This is a genomic window from Polymorphospora sp. NPDC050346 (genome assembly GCF_040655695.1).
GTDB classification, from domain to species: Bacteria; Actinomycetota; Actinomycetes; order Mycobacteriales; family Micromonosporaceae; genus Polymorphospora; species Polymorphospora lycopeni.
Genome location: NZ_JBFAKM010000007.1, coordinates 90,388 through 107,257 on the forward strand (window position 1 = coordinate 90,388; position 16,870 = coordinate 107,257).

Here is a 16,870-nt window from a genome sequence, read left to right on the forward strand (position 1 = left end):
GCACAGTCTGCCGCCCCGCGCCGCCGGAGGACAGCCCCGGCGGACGGGTCAGACGATCCGTCGCTCGACCGGCAGGCGGGACCGGGTCAGCAGGCCCGCGCCGAGCATCGCCACGACCGGTACGGCGAGCACGACCGCCAGCATCGACCACGGCACCGTCACCGGGTAGGTGCCCCCGCCGGGCCAGTTCGCCCGGCCGGCCTCGTTGAGGGCGAACATGACGACGACGGCACCGGTCAGCCCGGCGACCACCCCGAGGAGCGAACCGAGCCCGGCGATCATGCCCGACTGGCAGAGCGACAGCAGCCGGCGTACCCGCGGACTGGCCCCGACCGCGGCGAGGGTCGACAGGTCGGCCCGGCCGTCGGCGGCCGCGAGCCCGGTGGCGATGCCGGCGGCACCGAGGGTGACCACACCGGCGGCGATCGCCAGCAGGATCACGTCCAGGTCGCCGTAGCCACCCGGGCCGCGCTCGACGGCCGGCACCGGACTGCCGGGCAGTGCGCGCAGGCCGTCCCGTAGCCGGTCCTCCTGCCCGGTCGTCGGCTCGGCGGCGGTCGCCAGGACGAAGCCGGTGTGGGCGGCGGCCAGGCCGAGCCGGTCGACCGCCGCCGGCGAGTAGACGACCCGCTCGGCGGAGAGGCCGGACGTGAGGGCGTAGCCGGGCAGTCGGACCGTGTCGACGACGGCGAGCCCGCCATCGGGATCCGGTGGCAGCGCCGGGTCGTGGCGGCGGACCTCCACGGCCACCTGCCCGTCGACGACCAGACCGGGGTCGGTGACCACCACCCCGCCGGCCCGTAGCACCTCGGTGGCGCGGCGCAGGTCGTCCGGGTCCGCGCCGGTCAGCACCGGCAGCGCCGACCCGTCGTCGACGACGGAGTCGGCGAGCACCCCCGAGATCGTGTGGTATCCGACGGCGCAACGCGGATCCTCGGCCGCCCGGCGGCGGTCCGGCGCCTCCAGGGCACCGGACGGGTCGTACGGGCACGCCTGCCCGGCGGGGACCGCGACGGTCAGGCCGCAGGCGATCCGTTCGGCGGTGCCGGGCGGGCAGGTCGGCTGGTGCAACCGGGCCACCGCGCCGACCTCGACACCGGCGTCGCGGGCGGCGGCGGCGACCCGCTCGACCGGTGCCGGATCCGAAGGGGGCGCGAAGCCGTCGTACCAGGCGGTGACGTACCCGTGCGGAAGGGCCGGCTGATACCCCTCGACGCTACGGGCCCGATCGCTGGCCGTGTACACGCCGATCATCATGCTGCCGGCCACCGCGGCCATCACGGCGGCGATCGCCGGCGCGGCCGCCGCCCGGTTGCGGGCGGTGTCGCGCAGCGCGATCCGGGGCGCCAGCGGCAGCAGCCGGCCGAACCTGGCGAGCAGCCCGATCAGGCTCGGTGTGCACAACACCAGGCCGAGTTCGGCGAGCGCCAACCCGGCCAGCATGACCGTTTCACTCACCCACATCGCGCCGGCGGCCGCCAGGGCCGTGCCGGTGGCGGCCGCGACCAGGCCGACGACCAGCCACCGCCGGCGGGACCGGACCGCGCCGCGCCGGCCGCTGAGCGCGGTGACGACGTCCTGCCGGGCCGCGGTGAACGCCGGCACCATCGCGGCGAGCACCCCGGTGGCGACGGCCAGCCCGGCGACGGCGAGCAGCGCCAGCGGCAGGACCCGGTATCCGCCGGCCCGGGCCTGGGCCACGTACTCCTCGACGAGCGGGCGGCCGGCGAACGCGGCGGCGATGCCGAGGACGATGCCGACGGCCGCCCCGACGACCCCGAGCACCACACCGTCGGCCAGCACGATGCGGCGCAGGTGGGCGGGGGTGCCGCCGTTCGCGGCGACCAGGGCGAGATCGCGCCGCCGGCGGCGGGCACCGACCGCGAACGCCGGCCCGGCGAGCAGGACCACCTCCAGCACGCCCAACCCGGCGACCAGCACGCCCGTCCCGACGACGGTCGCGTCCGCGTCGGCGACGGACGGGTCGTAGCGGGGATCGGCCGCCGGATCGAGCAGTACCGTCCGCAACTCGACCAGGAATCCGCGCTGGTTGAGTTGCTCGACCTGCTCCCAGGTCACCGGTTCCGGGGCGTCGACCAGCCACCGCTGCGCCACCGGGCCCGCGTCCGGCGGCAGCGCCACCATCTCGCCCAGGTCCGCCGGGAACTCCACCACCCCGGTCACCCGGTAGACGCGTACGCCGTCGGCGCTCGTCACGTCGTCGCCGAGCCCGACGCCGAGCCGGCGCAGCGCCTCGGCGCTGACCGCCATCTCGCGGTCGCCGGCCGGCGCGCGGCCCTCGACCACCGACGCGATTCCCTGGACCATCGGGTCGGCGAGGTCGACCACGGTGGCCGGCAGTTCGCCGACGCCGGTGGTGGTACGCAGCGACAGCCTGGTCTCGCCGAGCGGGACGACCCGGCTGCCCGGCGGCAGCACGGCCCGTACCTCGTCGAGCGTCGGCGCCGTGGTGGGCGGATCACCGGGGATCACCCATCCGCCGCCCCGCAGGTCCTGGGTCAGCGGCCCGTCCACCAGCCAGGTCAGCGACGCGTCGGCCGTGCCGAGCCGGCGTTCGGCCCGCTCGGCGGGAGTCAGCCGGAACATGTCGTAGTTGACCGCCACGTACGACAGCGCCAGCACCGGCAGCGCGATCATCGCCACCACCAGCGCCGTACGCGCCCGCGCCCGGCGGGCCTCCCGGGCGGCGATCCGCAGCGCGGCCCGCCAGGACCTCACCCGATGTCCTGGAGCAGGTGCTCCGGCCCGTCCAGCGGCCCGGACGTGTCGACGGCGAGCCCGTCCCGCAGGAACACCACCCGGTCGGCCCACGCGGCGTGCCGGGCCTCGTGGGTCACCAGCACGGCGGCCGCGCCGGCGTCGACCCGCCCGCGCAGCAGCCGCAGGACCGCTTCGCCGGTCTGGGAGTCGAGCGCGCCGGTGGGTTCGTCGGCGAGCACCAGCCGCCGTTCGCCGACCAGCGCGCGGGCGATCGCCACCCGCTGCTGCTGGCCGCCGGACATGTCGTCGGGGAACCGGTCGCCGAGGTCGGTGAGGCCGACCTCGGCCAGCGCCGCGACCGCGAGCCGCCGGGAGTGCCGTACGCCCCGGCCGTCGAGTTCGAGCGGCAGCGCGACGTTCTCCACCGCGGTGAGGCTGGGCAGCAGGTTGAGGTCCTGGAAGACGTAGCCGACCGACCGGCGGCGCAGTCGGGCCAGCCCGCGCCGGTCGAGGGTGCCGAGATCGGCGCCGGCCACCGACACCCGGCCCCGGGTCGGCCGGTCGAGCCCGCCGGCCAGGTTGAGCAGCGTCGACTTGCCCGAGCCGGACGGCCCCATCACCGCGACCAGCTCACCCGGCCGGACGGTCAGGTCGACCCCGCGCAACGCGTGTACCGCGCCCGCGCCGCAACCGTGCGTCCGGTGCACGTCGCGAAGTTCGAGCAGGTTCACCGTTCCGCCCGCGCGGGGGCGTCCGGTGTGTCCGCGCCGACGGCGGGACCGGCGGGGTACGGGCGCCCGGGAGACCGGTCGGTCGACGCGACGCCGCCGGGTGTGGCGGGCCGGTGCCGGACCAGGCTGACCTCGCAATGGTCCAGCCAGCGGATCTCGGCCTCGGCCTGGAAGAGCATCGAGTCCAGCACCAACCGCCAGGACAGGTCGCCCGGCCGGTCGTCGCGCACCTTCAGCCGGGTGAGTTCCTGGAGGGTACGCATCGTCGCGGTGCGTTGGGTCTGCACGACGGCCCGCACGTCGACGCCCGGGGTGGTCAGTGCCAGCGCCAGTTTGATCGCCAGTTCGTCGCGGGGGCGGTCGTTCCGGCTGATCGGAGTGCCGAACCAGTCGGCGAGTTCGGCCCGGCCGGTGTCGGTGATCTCGTACGGCCGCTGCCCCCCGTCGTTCTCCGGCAGGGGCCGCACGAGACCGTCCCGTTCCAGCCGGGCCAGCGTGGTGTAGACCTGCCCGATGTTGAGCGGCCAGGTCGCGCCGGTGGACTCCTCGAAGGCGGCCCGGAGCTGGTAGCCGTACATCGGCTGGCGCTCGAGCAGGGCGAGAAGACCATGGCGGATCGTCATACTTAACCAGTATACGTACTGGGTATGCAAGGCTTCCCGGTGTCGCCGGTGCCCCGTCCGGGCCCCCGGCGAACGGGACGGCGCGGACCCGGAACCGCCGGGTCAGCTCACCTTGCCCGGAAACGCGACCGTGAGCGGGACACCGCCGGCCGTACGACGCCACCGGGTCGCCCGGACCGCGCAGTCGGTCAGCGCCGCGAGCGCCTGACCACGCTGGTCGCCGGTGGTGACCGGCAGCGCCGCCCGCCACACCGCCGCCGTACGCTCCTCGATCTCGACCGCCAGCCGGAGGGCCGACGCGGTGTCGGTGACCGGGTACGGCAACGCATACGACGGTTCCGCCGGCGGCGGCGTGACCGACGTCTCGTTCAGCAGGACCGTCAGCGCGTCCCGGCGGGTCCGGTGGGCCGCCTCGGCGGCCCGCGCGTCGGCCGCGGCGGCGTCCGCCAGCCGCACCCCGATCACCCCGTACGCGTGGATCGCCGCGTATTCGGCGGTCAGCGCCGCCGCCAGCCCCGTACTCACGGCGTCACCTCGCTTCGCTCGGCGCCGCCGTGTTCATCGTGTTGCCTGATGGTTCGCTCGCTCCGCTCGCTCACGCCGCCACACTCCGCTCGCTCACAGCACCTCCAGGTGGGTCGCCCGGGCGGCCGTGATCGAGCCGAGCAGCGCCGCCCGCTCCGCCGGGGCGGCCAGGCAGGCGTCCTGGGCCAGCTTGTGGCCCGCCTCCTCGGCCGTACGCAGCTCCGCCAGGGTGGCGTCGGCTTCCGTCGGGACCTGCGGCGCCACCGCGGTGGCCCCGGACGGCGACGGGGACGGTGACTCCCGGGTCACCCGGACCAGCTCCGCCTCGTGCGCGCGGTGCGCCTGCGCGATCGGCGTCAGCCGGTCGGCCAGGGCGGGATGGGCCGCGGCCGCGGCCTCGTGCCGGGCCGCGAGGTCGCGCGCGTCGGCCAGCAGCGGGGCGAGCGGGTCCGGGGCCGGTGGTGGGTCGTCGCCGTCGAAGAGGCCGCAGGCCGACAGCACGCCGGTGGCCGCAAGACCGGCCGTGGCGCCCGCCATCCGCAGCAGCCATCGCCGGGAGCGTCCCGGTCCGATGTCGTGGATGTAGGTGTTCCCGCTCCGCACCGGCCAAGTCAACACCATCCGCGCCGCCCGTGGGGCGCCCCCGCCGTCTCCGGCCCGCCGGGTCGGTGCGCCGGCCGATCGGAAGAGCCGTTCGCGCGTTACGCTCTGCGCAGCCGCCGGGCGCGAACGCCCGGTGGCGTACTGGCATGGTTACCCAGCGGCATTGCCCGCCGGGGCCGACGATGGTGAAGGGGTCCGCCAGATGACGCAGCGTGGCCGCGCCTCCGGCAGGCCGGCGCCCGGATCGCGCGGCGAGGCCCGGCCGCGCAGCGGCGAGCGCCCCCGTCCCGCCGACCGGCCCCGCGCCGACCTCTCGGCCCGCCGCGCCCGGCTGCGCGCGGTGATCGAACCGGTCGTCACCGCCGCCGGCTACTTCCTGGAGGACGTCTCGGTCTCCCGGGCCGGCCGCCGGCACGTCGTACGGGTGATCGTCGACGGTGAGGCGGGCATCGGCCTGGACGCCGTCGCCGACGTCTCGCGGGCCGTCTCGGCGGCGCTCGACGCCGCCGAGGAGGACGGCACCGAGTTGCTCGTCGGCGAATACCAGCTCGAGGTCAGCTCGCCCGGCGTCGACCGCCCGCTGACCCTGCCCCGGCACTGGCGGCGCAGCGTCGGCCGGCTGGTCAAGGTCACCGCGGGCGAGCGGCAGGTGACCGGACGGGTGGTCGCCGCCGACGACGCCGGGGTGGCCCTCGACGTCGACGGTGTCACCCACGAATGGAAGCACGTCGACCTCGGCCCCGGCCGCGTCCAGGTGGAGTTCACCCGGCTCGACGAGGTGGCCGACGACGATCTCGACGAGATCGACGACGCCGACGAACCCGACGACGACGAAGTGGAGGGCGAGCAGAGGTGAACATCGACCTCGCGGCGTTGCGCGCACTGGAACGCGAGCGGGAGATCCCGTTCGACACGATTCTCGCGGCGATCGAGACCGCGCTGCTCACGGCCTACCGGCACACCGAGGGCGCCGAGCCCCACGCCCGGGTGGAGATCGACCGCAAGAACGGGGCGGCGCTGGTCTACGCCCAGGAGACGGACCCCGACGGCACCGTCGTACGGGAGTGGGACGACACCCCGCACGACTTCGGCCGGATCGCGGCGATGACCGCCAAGCAGGTGATCCTCCAGCGGCTGCGGGAGGCCACCGACGAGGTGCACTTCGGCGAGTACGTCGGCCGCGACGGTGACCTGGTGACCGGGGTCGTGCAGGCGCACGAGGCGCGGGCCGAGAAGGGCATCGTCACCGTCGACCTGGGCAAGCTCGAGGCGGTGCTGCCGCAGTCGGAGCAGGTGCCCGGTGAGGTCTACGAGCACGGCCAGCGGATCCGGTGCGTGGTGGTCCACGTGGCCAAGGGCTTCCGCGGCCCGCAGATCACGCTCTCCCGGTCGCACCCCAACCTGGTCAAGAAACTTTTCGCGCTGGAGGTGCCGGAGATCGCCGACGGCACCGTCGAGATCGCCGCCATCGCACGTGAGGCAGGTCACCGTACGAAGATCGCGGTGCGCTCGACGGCGCCCGGGGTCAACCCGAAGGGCGCCTGCATCGGCCCGATGGGGCAGCGGGTCCGGGCGGTGATGAGCGAGCTGCACGGTGAGAAAATCGACATCATCGACTGGTCCGACGACCCGGCGGCGTTCGTCGGGTTCGCGTTGTCGCCGGCCAAGGCGCTGCGGGTCGAGGTCGTCGACGCCGCGACGCGTACCGCCCGGGTCACGGTGCCCGATTTCCAGCTCTCGCTCGCGATCGGCCGCGAGGGGCAGAACGCCCGACTTGCGGCCCGGTTGACCGGTTGGCGGATCGACATCCGGCCCGATACCGAACAGTCGGCTCCCGGCGACCGGGGCGTACGTGATCACGCTGCCGAGCCGGGCGGAGCGGTTGCCGGCGCGTAGGGGTAGACTTTCTCGTGGTTCGTCGTGCGTTGCCGGTCCGCACATGTGTGGGTTGCCGGCGTCGTGCGCCGGCCGCCGAACTGTTGCGGATCGTCGCGATCGAGATCGGTGCTGGTCACAGCCTCTGTCCCGATCCGCGCCGCAGCCGGCCGGGTCGGGGCGCGCACCTGCATCCTGATCCGGCTTGCTTCACGCTGGCGCAGCGACGCCGCGCCTTCGGGCGGGCGTTGCGCATCACCGGGGCACCTGACACCGGTGAGCTGGCCGAGTACCTCCGCGCGTCAACCACTACGTCCGGTCATCCGACCGGGCGAGGGTCGCAAGCAAGGTAGGACGACCGACATGAGCACACGATGAAGTCCCTGAAATGACCAGGCTTCAAGTGCACGAGTGAGGTCGCTGCGGGATCTGCCCGCACGACCTCGGAGTGAGGAGTGCAGTGGCAGGCAAGGCCCGCGTACACGAGCTGGCAAAAGAGCTCGGGGTCGAAAGCAAGACCGTTCTCGCCAAGTTGAAGGAAATGGGCGAGTTCGTCAAGTCCGCGTCGAGCACCGTGGAGGCACCCGTCGCCCGGCGGCTGCGCGGCGCGTTCGTCGCATCGTCGGAGCAGCCCTCGGCCCCCGCCGCCCCGACACCCGCAGCACCGAGTCCCGGCAGCCCCGCCAGGATCTCGGCCAAGCCCATGCCGCCCCGCCGACCGGCTCCGCCGGTCCGGCCGAAGGGGCCGGTTCCCGGGCCGCCGCAGCCGCCGGCAGCACCGGTGGCCAAGCCGGCGAGTGCCCACGACATCGAGGTGGCGGCCGCCGAGGCGCGCGCCGCGGCCCTCAAGGCCGAGCAGGAGGCCACCGTCAAGGCGGCGCAGGCTGCCCGGCAGCAGCAGCGCGAGGCGCCGGCCCGGCGGGAGCCGCCGGCCGACGGCGGCGCGCCGCGACCGAAGCCGGGTCCGACCGCGGTTCCCCCGCGTCCGGGTTCGCCGGCCGCGAACCGGCCGAGCGCGCCCGGCGCGCCGGCTCCGGCGCCGGGTCGTCCCGGTGGCCGGCCGCCCGCGCGTAGCGGCGGCAACAACCCGTTCGGCATCACCCCGGGTGGTCAGCGTCCGGCACCGCAGACCGGTGGCGGCCCGCGGCCCAACCCGGCCTCCATGCCGCCGCGGCCGAGCCCGGCTTCGATGCCGCCGCGGCCGAGCCCCGCGTCGATGCCCTCGCAGCGTCCGGGTCGCCCGGGTGGCGGCCCCGGCGGTGGCGCCGGTCGTCCCGGCGGCGGTGCCGGTCGTCCCGGCGGTGGCGGCGGCGGCTTCCGTCCCGGTGGTGGCGGCGGTGGCGGTGGCTTCCGCGGCGGTCCCGGTGGTGGCGGCGGCGGTGGCGGTGGCTTCCGCGGCGGTCCCGGTGGTGGCGGTGGCGGCGGTGCCGGTGGCGGCTTCCGTCCCGGTGGCGGCGCTCCGGCCGGTGGCGCGGGTCGCCCCGGTGGTGGCGGTCGTGGCCGTGGCGGCGGTGCCGCGGGCGCCTTCGGGCGTCCGGGTGGCAAGCCGACCCGTGGCCGGAAGTCGAAGAAGCAGCGCAGACAAGAGTTCGACAACCTGTCCGCACCGACCATGAGCTCGGGTGCCCCCCGGGGTCAGGGTCAGGTCGTCAGGTTGTCGCGCGGCGCCTCGCTGTCCGACTTCGCCGACAAGATCAACGCCAACCCGGGTTCGCTGGTCCAGGAGATGTTCAACCTGGGCGAGATGGTCACCGCGACCCAGTCGTGCTCCGACGACACCCTCCTGCTGCTCGGTGAGCACCTCGGCTTCGACGTGCAGATCGTCAGCCCGGAGGACGAGGACCGCGAGCTGCTGGCCCAGTTCAACATCGACCTCGACGCCGAGGTCGCCGAGGACCGCCTGGTCAGCCGGCCGCCGGTGGTGACCGTCATGGGTCACGTCGACCACGGTAAGACCAAGCTGCTCGACGCGATCCGCAAGGCCAACGTCGTCGCGGGCGAGGCCGGTGGCATCACCCAGCACATCGGTGCCTACCAGGTGCACGTACCGCACGACGGCGTCGACCGCGCGCTGACCTTCATCGACACCCCGGGTCACGAGGCGTTCACCGCCATGCGTGCCCGTGGTGCCCAGGTCACCGACATCGTGGTCCTGGTCGTCGCGGCCGACGACGGCGTCATGCCGCAGACGATCGAGGCGCTCAACCACGCCAAGGCGGCCGACGTGCCGATCGTGGTCGCGGTCAACAAGGTCGACAAGCCGGAGGCGAACCCCGACAAGGTCCGCCAGCAGCTCACCGAATACGGACTGGTCGCCGAGGAGTACGGCGGCGACACCATGTTCGTCAACGTGGCCGCCAAGCCGGGCATCGGCATCGACGAACTGCTCGAGGCGGTGCTGCTGACCGCCGACGCGTCGCTGGAGCTGACCGCTCCGATCGACGGGCCGGCCCAGGGTGTCGCGATCGAGGCCCACCTCGACAAGGGTCGTGGTGCGGTGGCGACCGTCCTGGTCCAGAAGGGCACCCTGCGGGCGGGCGACTCGATCGTCGCCGGTGGGGCGCACGGCCGGGTCCGGGCGATGCTCGACGAGAACGGCAAGCCGGTCAGCGAGGCCGGTCCGGCACGTCCGGTCCTGGTCCTCGGTCTGACCGCGGTCCCGGGCGCCGGCGACACGTTCCTCGCGGCCGAGGACGACCGCACGGTGCGTCAGATCGCCGAGCAGCGGCAGGCCCGGCGGCGGGCGGCGAGCTTCGCCAACAGCCGCGGGCGGGCCACCCTCGAGACGCTCATGGAGCAGCTCAAGGAGGGCGAGAAGACCTCGCTCAACCTGGTGCTCAAGGGCGACGTCTCCGGTTCCGTGGAGGCGCTCGAGGACGCGCTGTTCAAGCTGGACATCCCGGAAGAGGTCCAACTGCGGATCATCCACCGGGGCGTCGGTGCGATCACCGAGAGCGACGTCATGCTGGCGAGCGCCTCCTCCGAGGCGGTCACGATCATCGGCTTCAACGTCCGGGCCTCCAACAAGGTCCGGGAGATCGCCGACCGCGAGGGCGTGGAGATCCGGTACTACACCGTCATCTACCAGGCCATCGAGGAGATCGACGCCGCGCTCAAGGGCCTTCTCAAGCCCGAATACGAAGAGGTCGAGCTGGGCAGCGCGGAGATCCGCGACGTCTTCCGCTCGTCCAAGGTCGGCAACATCTCCGGCTGCATCGTGCGGTCGGGTGTCATCCGGCGTAACGCCAAGGCACGTCTCCTGCGTGACGGCGCGGTCGTGGCGGACAACATCACGATCAGCTCGCTCAAGCGCTTCAAGGACGACGCGACCGAGGTGCGCGAGGGCTTCGAGTGCGGTCTGACCCTGAGCGGTTACAACAACGTCCAGGTCGGCGACCTCATCGAGACCTTCGAGATGCGGGAGAAGCCGCGCTCCTGACCGATCCGCGTTGATCCGGGGAGGGACACCCGTACGGGGTCCCTCCCCGGATCGCGTCCTGCCCCGGCCCTCGCACCAGCGAAACGGAAGAACCCCACGATGACCGAGTACGCCCTGCTGCTGGCCCCGTCGGCCAACCGCGTCTACGCCGACGCGGCCGGCCGGATGACCCGGGCCGAGCTGGCCGTGCTGGCCGCGGCCGGGGTCCTCGACGGGCCGGTCGGCGACATCGCCGAGCGGGAGATCGCCGGCGTCGGCTACGTCACCTTCGAGGCGACCCCGAGCCGGCGCGACGTCGACCGGCTGGCGAACCTGTCGGCGGCGTACGCGCTGTTCGAGCGGGTCGGCGACGACCTGCTGCGCCCCGTACCGCTGCACCCGCTGGCGCGCTTCGACGACGACCTGATCACCATCCCGAAGTACGCCGGCAAGACCAACGAACAGTTCACCCGGCTGCTGCTCAACGTCACCCTGCTGGCGTCGGCGTCCGCGCCCGACATGCTCGACCGGCAGCTCGTCGTGCTCGACCCGCTGTGCGGCCGGGGCACCACCCTCAACCAGGCCCTCATGTACGGCTACGACGCGATCGGGGTCGAACTGGACGGCAAGGACGTCGACGCGTACTCGGCGTTCCTGCGTACCTGGCTCAAGCGCAAGCGGCTCAAGCACACCGCGGAGACCACCCCGGTGCGCCGGGACCGGCGACTCGTCGCGCGGCGGTTCGAGGCGGTCCTCGCCGGCTCGAAGGACGACTACCGGTCCGGAGCCACCCAGCGGGTCACCGTGCTGCACGGCGACACCATCCGGGCCCGGGAGTTCCTGCGGGCCGGCTGCGCCGACGTGGTGGTCGCCGACGCCCCGTACGGGGTCGCCCACGGCAGCCGTACCGAACAGGGGCTGTCCCGCCGGCCGTTGGACCTGCTGGCGGCGGCGGTGCCGGTCTGGGCCGAACTGCTCCGTCCCGGCGGCGCGGTAGGCATCTCGTGGAACACCCACGTCGCCCGGCGCGACGAGGCCGCCGCCGTGCTCGCCGACGCCGGCCTGGTGCCCGTGGACGGGCCGGGCTACCTCGACTTCTCGCACCGGGTCGACCAGGCCATCGAACGTGACGTCCTGGTGGCCCGCAAACCCGGGTGAGCGGGAAACCCGGGTGAACCCCGGGGACCGGTTCGCTACGCTGACCGGCGATGTTCACCGGAACCGCGGTCTTCGACCTGCTCCTGCCCGGCGACTCCCGGTCGCTGAAGGCGAAACGCTCCTACGTACGCCCCATCGTCGCCGCCCTGCGCCGGTTCGAGGTGTCGGCGGCCGAGGTGGGCGCCCTCGACCTGCACGGCCGCGCCGAGATAGCGGTGGCCGTGGTGGCCGCCGAGGCGGCCCACGTCCGCACCGTCCTCGACTCCTGTGAGCGGCTGGTGGCCGGCCGCCCCGAGACCGAACTGCTGTCGGTCCGGCGCCGGCTGCACGGCCCCGACGACTGACCGCCCGGGCCGGTGTGACCGGGGTTGCGCCGGCAGGTGTGGCCGGCCGCGGCGAAGGTAATGTTCCAGTCGTGGGCACCGGCCCGGTCACCGGCGGCACGACGACCCGGTCGGCCGCCGGCCCGCAGGTACGGAATGTCCGTTGACGGTTGAGCACTGTCCTGGAACGCAGGATGCCGTGGAGGTGGCGAGATGTCGGACCCGGCCAAGGTACGTCGGCACGCGGAGCGGGTACGTGAACTGGTGGCTTCGGTGGTGCGTACCCAGATCAAGGACCCCCGGCTCGGCATGATCACGATCACCGACGCCCGGATAACCGCCGACCTGCGGGACGCGACGGTCTACTACACGGTGCTCGGCGACGCGGCGGCCCAGGCCGGCACCGCGGCCGCGCTGGAGAGCGCCAAGGGCATGCTGCGCAGCACCGTCGGCAAGGCCCTCGGGCTGCGCCACTCGCCGACCCTGACGTTCGTCCTGGACAACGTGCAGGACCAGGTGAAGCACATCGACGAGCTGCTCGCCGCGGCCCGCAACGCCGACGCCGAGGTGCAGCGGCTCGCCGCCCGGGCCCAGTACGCCGGTGAGGCGCAGCCCTACCGGGTGGAAGACACCGACGACAGCGACGGCGAGGGCGACGAGGACCGGGTCGCCGGCGCGGGACCGGCCGACGCCGCGGAGCACCGGCGGTGACCGACGCCTCGGGCGGCGGCAACGGGGCGGCTCTGGCCGAGCCGCCCGCACCCGGCGGGCCGACGGAGGAGGACTGGGTGGCGGCGGTGGCCGCCGTCCGGTCGTTGCCGGCCGGTGGGCGGGTGCTGCTGATCTGCCACGTCAACCCCGACGGGGACGCGCTGGGCAGCATGCTGGGGTTCGGGCTGGGGCTGCGCCGGCTCGGCGTACGTCAGCTCCAGGCCACGTTCCCCGGCCCGCCCGAGGTGCCGGAACCGTTCCGGGCGCTGCCCGGCCTCGACCTGCTGGTGCCCGCCGCGCAGGCGATCGCCGATCCCGACCTGGTGCTGTGCTTCGACGCGGCCAGTGAGTCGCGGCTCGGTGACCTGGTCGACCGGCTCGACCGGGCGCCGGCGATCGTGCTCGACCACCACGCGTCCAACACCCGCTTCGGCGGGATCCACCTGGTCGACCCGGCCGCCGCCGCGACCTCGGTGGTCGCCGAGCGGCTGCTCACCCGGCTCGGGGTGCCGCTCGACCGGGAGATCGCCGAGTGTCTCTACGTGGCGTTGGCCACCGACACCGGCTCGTTCCGGTTCGACATGACCACCCCGGCGGTGCACGAGATGGCGGCCCGCCTGCTCGCCACCGGCATCCGGCCGGGCGAGATCTCCCGGCGGATCTTCGACACCCGCCCGTTCGGTGCGATCCGGTTGTACGGCGAGGTGCTGAGCCGGACGACGCTCGATCCGGCCGCGGCCGGTGGTCACGGCATGGTGTGGACGTACGCGACCCAGGATGACCTGGCCCGGCACGGACAGCGGCCGTACGTTCTCGAGCCGTTGATCGACTCGGTCCGGTGCGCCGCCGAGGCGGACGTGAGCTGCGTGGTCAAGCAGACCGGCACCCGGGAGTGGGCGGTGTCGATGCGAAGCAAGGGCGCGGTCGACGTCAGCCGTGTCGCGGTGGCGCTCGGCGGCGGCGGGCACCGGCTCGCCGCGGGGTTCACCGGGCGTGGCACCGCCCACGAGGTGGCGGCGGCGATCCGGGACGAGTTGGACACGGCACTGATCGATCCGGAGGTTCCGGGACAAGCCGGAGTCTGATCCGGGTTTCCGTCGCACCGGACAGCAGGTGACAATCGGTTGATGGAACAGCCGCAGGAACTCACCGCGTCGGTGCCCCGGGCCTGGGACAGACCACTGGTCACGGTTCCGGTGCTGGCGTTGCTGTCGGTGATCGGGGGTCAGTTCCCGTCGTTCTCCACCCAGGCGAACCTCTACGCGATCGGCACCGGCGGCACGCTGGTCTGGTTGGGGCTGTCCAACCGGTTGCCGCGCCGGCCGGCGCCCCGCTCGTTCGGTCGGCCCGCCGTCTGGTGGGTGCTGCCGGCGGTGATCTTCGCCGTCTTCGAGGGGGCGACGTTCTTCCTCGGGTCGTCCGAGGAGTTCCCCACCTTCTCCAAGCTCGCCGACCCGCTGCTCGAGGAGCCGCTGATCCGTTCGGCGGCCTACTTCGCCTGGCTCGCGGCGTTCTGGGGGCTGGTCCGGCGATGAGCGGCACCCGTCTGCTGGCGATCGGCGGCTTCGCCGTGGCCATCGTGCTGTTCCTGGTGACGGAGTGGGCGGCGCGCCGGGAGGGTTCGAGGATCCCGACGCTGGGCGACGTCTGCGCCTACGTGATGCAGTACGAGGTCGGCCGGGTGCCGGTCGGCCGGATCGGGGTGTTCGGCTTCTGGTGGTGGCTGGGGTGGCATTTCTTCGCCCGCTGACCTGGTGATCATTCTCGCATCACGGGAATGGTGCGCAGGATGTGGACCTGAACGATAGCTTGGGTGACGGTGCGCGCCGTGCCCGTCACCGCGCTGCCCCCGTGGGTGGCGATCCGGGCGAGGCCCACCACGTCCCGACCTCCAGGGTCGACCAGACCCGGGCCGGCACGCTGCCCCGGCAGTCCGCTTCCGGTGATCCCGGACGGCCGCCGCCGGCGACCAGCACCACCGCCCATCGCCGATCCGACCCGCGCCCGACACCCTCACGTGTCCGCCGCCGGCCGGACCTCCCGGCGCACCCTGGAAGGAACCTCCCATGGCGAGCAAGCCGAAGCCCGAGACCAGCGACGAGGCCCGCGAGCAGGCCCGCCGCGCCCTGCAGACCTCGATGGACACCCGCCAGTAGCACCGGCGTCCATCGCCGGCCGGGCCGTCCCGGACACCCGGGGCGCCGCCGACCGACCGTCGCCGTACGGCCGCCGGGCGCACGCCCCGGCGATACGATCGGGCCGTGCGCCGGATCCTCGTCGTCGGCAGCGGCGGCGCGGGCAAGTCCACCCTCGCGCGGCAACTCGGCGAGCGGCTCGAGTTGCCCGTCGTGCACCTCGACCGGCACTACTGGCAGCCGGGCTGGGTGGCGACCGAACCGGACCGCTGGCGGGCCACCGTCGGCCGGCTGGCCGCCGCCGACGCCTGGGTGATGGACGGCAACTACGGCTCCACCCTCGACCTGCGGCTGCCCCGCGCCGACCTGCTCGTCCTGTGTGACCTGCCCCGGCTGGTCTGTCTGTGGGCGGTGCTGCGGCGTCGCTGGCGGTCCCGCGCCACCGGCCGCCCGGACCTGCACCCCGGCTGCCCCGAACGGCTCACCCCGGCGTTCCTGCGCTGGATCTGGAGCTATCCCGGTCGGCCCCGGACACACCTTCTCGCGGCGGTCGCCGCCCACACGCCACGACTCGCCGTCGTACGGCTGCGCAGCCGGCGCGAGGTGCGCCGCTGGCTCGCCGGCGGCATGGCGTACGGGCGACCGCCTGAGTAAGTGGTCAGGAGGTTGTCACTCATTACCGGCCCGTGTGAGGATGCGGGACGATGAGTCACCCCACGGCCCCACCCGCGACATCCCGTGCCACGCTGCGCCGGATCGCCGGCCTCGCCCTGCCCGCCCTCGTCGTGCTCGCCGCCGAGCCCGTCTACGTGCTCGTCGACACCGCCGTCGTCGGCCACCTCGGCCGGGTGCCGCTCGCCGCGCTGGCCGTCGGCGGAACCGTACTGACCCTGATCGCCTGGCTCGGCACCGTCATGGCGTACGGGACCACCGGGCGGGCCGCCCGCCGCTACGGCGCCGGCGACCGGGCCGCCGCCGTCGCCGAGGGCGTCCAGGCGTCCTGGCTCGCGTTCACCGTCGGTGTCGCCGTCGCGCTCGGCATGCAGGTCGTGGCCGGGCCGCTGGCGCGTACCCTCGCCGGCGGTGGCACCGAGGTGGCCGACGCCGCCGCGCAGTGGATGCGGATCGCCGCGCTGGGCGCCCCCGGCCTGCTCCTGGCCGCCGCCGGCAACGGCTGGATGCGGGGCGTGCAGGAGACCCGGCGGCCGGTGGTCTACGTACTGGCGGCAAACGTCCTGTCCGCGATGCTCTGCCCGGTGCTGGTCTATCCCGTCGGCCTCGGGTTGCCCGGCTCCGCCATCGCCAACGTCGTCGCCCAGAGCCTCGGTGGGCTGCTCTTCGCCCGCGCCCTGCTCGTCGAGCGGGCGGCCCTGCGCCCCGACCCCTCGGTCATCCGTCGCCAGCTCGCGGTCAGCCGGGACCTGCTGATGCGGGGCGCCGCGTTCCAGATCTGCTTCCTGTCCGCCACCGGCGTCGCGGCCCGCTTCGGCGCCGCCTCGGTCGCCGCCCACCAGATCGCCGTACAACTGTTCTTCTTCACCGCGCTGGCCCTCGACGCCGTCGCGATCGCCGCCCAGTCGCTGGTCGGCGCCGCCCTCGGCGGCGGCGACGCCGACGGCGCCCGCTGGCTGGCCCGCCGGATCGCCCTGCTCGGCGTCGCCTGCGGGCTGGTGTTCGCGGTGCTCATCGCCGTCGGCTCCGGCGTCGTGCCGGGATGGTTCAGCCCGGACCCGGCGGTACGCGACCAGGCGATGCTGGCCTGGCCGTGGTTCGTGGCGATGCAGCCGCTGGCCGGGGTCGTGTTCGCCCTCGACGGGGTGCTGATCGGGGCCGGCGACGTCCGCTACCTGCGCAACCTGACCCTGGTGGCGACACTGGGCGGGTTCCTGCCCGCCATCTGGGCGGCGTACGCCCTCGACCTCGGGCTGGGCGGGATCTGGGCCGGACTGGTGCTGATGGTCGTCATCCGGCTGGTCGGCCTGCTGCTGCGGACTCGCTCCGGCCGCTGGGCGGTCGTCGGCGCGGTCCGCTGACGCCGCCCCGCGCA

General features: G+C 74.1%; 17 protein-coding genes and 1 pseudogene. 12 read left to right on the forward strand and 6 right to left on the reverse strand.

The window, feature by feature from the left end; translation table 11 throughout:
• Positions 1-48: 48 nt before the first annotated feature.
• The 5 genes from AB0I42_RS09730 to AB0I42_RS09750 form a co-directional block, all read right to left on the reverse strand.
• A complete protein-coding gene (locus AB0I42_RS09730) occupies positions 49-2,739 on the reverse strand; it encodes an ABC transporter permease (protein ID WP_357535821.1) in 2,691 nt (896 codons plus the stop codon).
• Complete coding sequence (locus AB0I42_RS09735) at positions 2,736-3,452, reverse strand: ABC transporter ATP-binding protein (protein ID WP_357535823.1); 717 nt, start codon at positions 3,450-3,452, stop codon at positions 2,736-2,738. The genes AB0I42_RS09730 and AB0I42_RS09735 overlap by 4 nt, the downstream gene beginning before the upstream one ends.
• Positions 3,449-4,075 carry a PadR family transcriptional regulator gene (locus AB0I42_RS09740; protein WP_357535825.1) on the reverse strand — a complete coding sequence of 209 codons (627 nt, stop codon included), beginning with the start codon at positions 4,073-4,075 and terminating at the stop codon, positions 3,449-3,451. The genes AB0I42_RS09735 and AB0I42_RS09740 overlap by 4 nt, the downstream gene beginning before the upstream one ends.
• A 102-nt stretch (positions 4,076-4,177) precedes the next feature.
• The gene (locus tag AB0I42_RS09745) at positions 4,178-4,600 is read right to left on the reverse strand and encodes a ferritin-like domain-containing protein (protein ID WP_357535826.1); all 423 of its coding nucleotides are present in this window, start codon (positions 4,598-4,600) and stop codon (positions 4,178-4,180) included.
• 93 nt (positions 4,601-4,693) lie between these two features.
• On the reverse strand, positions 4,694-5,137 hold the full coding sequence (locus AB0I42_RS09750) for a hypothetical protein (RefSeq protein ID WP_357536054.1): 444 nt from the start codon (positions 5,135-5,137) through the stop codon (positions 4,694-4,696).
• Positions 5,138-5,405: 268 nt separating this feature from the next.
• Here AB0I42_RS09750 and rimP point away from each other — a divergent pair, with 268 nt between their 5' ends.
• The 10 genes and pseudogenes from rimP (at position 5,406) to AB0I42_RS09800 (ending at position 14,438) form a co-directional block, all read left to right on the forward strand.
• A complete protein-coding gene (rimP, locus tag AB0I42_RS09755) occupies positions 5,406-6,059 on the forward strand; it encodes a ribosome maturation factor RimP (protein WP_357535828.1) in 654 nt (217 codons plus the stop codon).
• Positions 6,056-7,099 carry a transcription termination factor NusA gene (gene nusA / locus AB0I42_RS09760; protein WP_357535830.1) on the forward strand — a complete coding sequence of 348 codons (1,044 nt, stop codon included), beginning with the start codon at positions 6,056-6,058 and terminating at the stop codon, positions 7,097-7,099. Before rimP ends, nusA begins: the two co-directional genes overlap by 4 nt.
• Positions 7,100-7,113: 14 nt before the next feature.
• Positions 7,114-7,445 (forward strand): annotated as a pseudogene (locus tag AB0I42_RS09765) (YlxR family protein).
• A gap of 93 nt (positions 7,446-7,538) precedes the next feature.
• On the forward strand, positions 7,539-10,517 hold the full coding sequence (gene infB, locus AB0I42_RS09770; RefSeq protein WP_357535831.1) for a translation initiation factor IF-2: 2,979 nt from the start codon (positions 7,539-7,541) through the stop codon (positions 10,515-10,517).
• Between the two features lie 99 nt (positions 10,518-10,616).
• Positions 10,617-11,654, forward strand: coding sequence for an SAM-dependent methyltransferase (locus AB0I42_RS09775; protein WP_357535833.1), 1,038 nt, complete (start codon positions 10,617-10,619; stop codon positions 11,652-11,654).
• Positions 11,655-11,704: 50 nt separating this feature from the next.
• Positions 11,705-11,998, forward strand: coding sequence for a DUF503 domain-containing protein (locus AB0I42_RS09780; RefSeq protein ID WP_357535835.1), 294 nt, complete (start codon positions 11,705-11,707; stop codon positions 11,996-11,998).
• A 192-nt stretch (positions 11,999-12,190) separates the two neighbouring features.
• Positions 12,191-12,688, forward strand: a complete 498-nt coding sequence (gene rbfA, locus AB0I42_RS09785) for a 30S ribosome-binding factor RbfA (RefSeq protein WP_357535836.1) — start codon at positions 12,191-12,193, stop codon at positions 12,686-12,688.
• Positions 12,689-12,720: 32 nt separating this feature from the next.
• Positions 12,721-13,773: a bifunctional oligoribonuclease/PAP phosphatase NrnA gene (locus AB0I42_RS09790; RefSeq protein ID WP_357536056.1), complete on the forward strand. Its 1,053-nt coding sequence runs from the start codon at positions 12,721-12,723 to the stop codon at positions 13,771-13,773.
• A 42-nt stretch (positions 13,774-13,815) separates the two neighbouring features.
• The gene (locus tag AB0I42_RS09795; protein WP_357535837.1) at positions 13,816-14,223 is read left to right on the forward strand and encodes a hypothetical protein; all 408 of its coding nucleotides are present in this window, start codon (positions 13,816-13,818) and stop codon (positions 14,221-14,223) included.
• Entirely contained in the window at positions 14,220-14,438 is a 219-nt protein-coding gene (locus tag AB0I42_RS09800) for a DUF6186 family protein (RefSeq protein ID WP_357535839.1), read from the forward strand. Before AB0I42_RS09795 ends, AB0I42_RS09800 begins: the two co-directional genes overlap by 4 nt.
• 8 nt (positions 14,439-14,446) lie before the next feature.
• On the opposite strand, the gene AB0I42_RS09805 is transcribed toward AB0I42_RS09800, so the two are convergent.
• Positions 14,447-14,569, reverse strand: a complete 123-nt coding sequence (locus AB0I42_RS09805; protein ID WP_357535841.1) for a hypothetical protein — start codon at positions 14,567-14,569, stop codon at positions 14,447-14,449.
• A gap of 380 nt (positions 14,570-14,949) precedes the next feature.
• Between AB0I42_RS09805 and AB0I42_RS09810 the strand changes: the two genes are divergently transcribed.
• A complete protein-coding gene (locus AB0I42_RS09810; protein ID WP_357535843.1) occupies positions 14,950-15,477 on the forward strand; it encodes an adenylate kinase in 528 nt (175 codons plus the stop codon).
• A gap of 50 nt (positions 15,478-15,527) precedes the next feature.
• The gene (locus AB0I42_RS09815; RefSeq protein WP_357535844.1) at positions 15,528-16,856 is read left to right on the forward strand and encodes an MATE family efflux transporter; all 1,329 of its coding nucleotides are present in this window, start codon (positions 15,528-15,530) and stop codon (positions 16,854-16,856) included.
• The last annotated feature ends 14 nt before the right edge of the window (positions 16,857-16,870 follow it).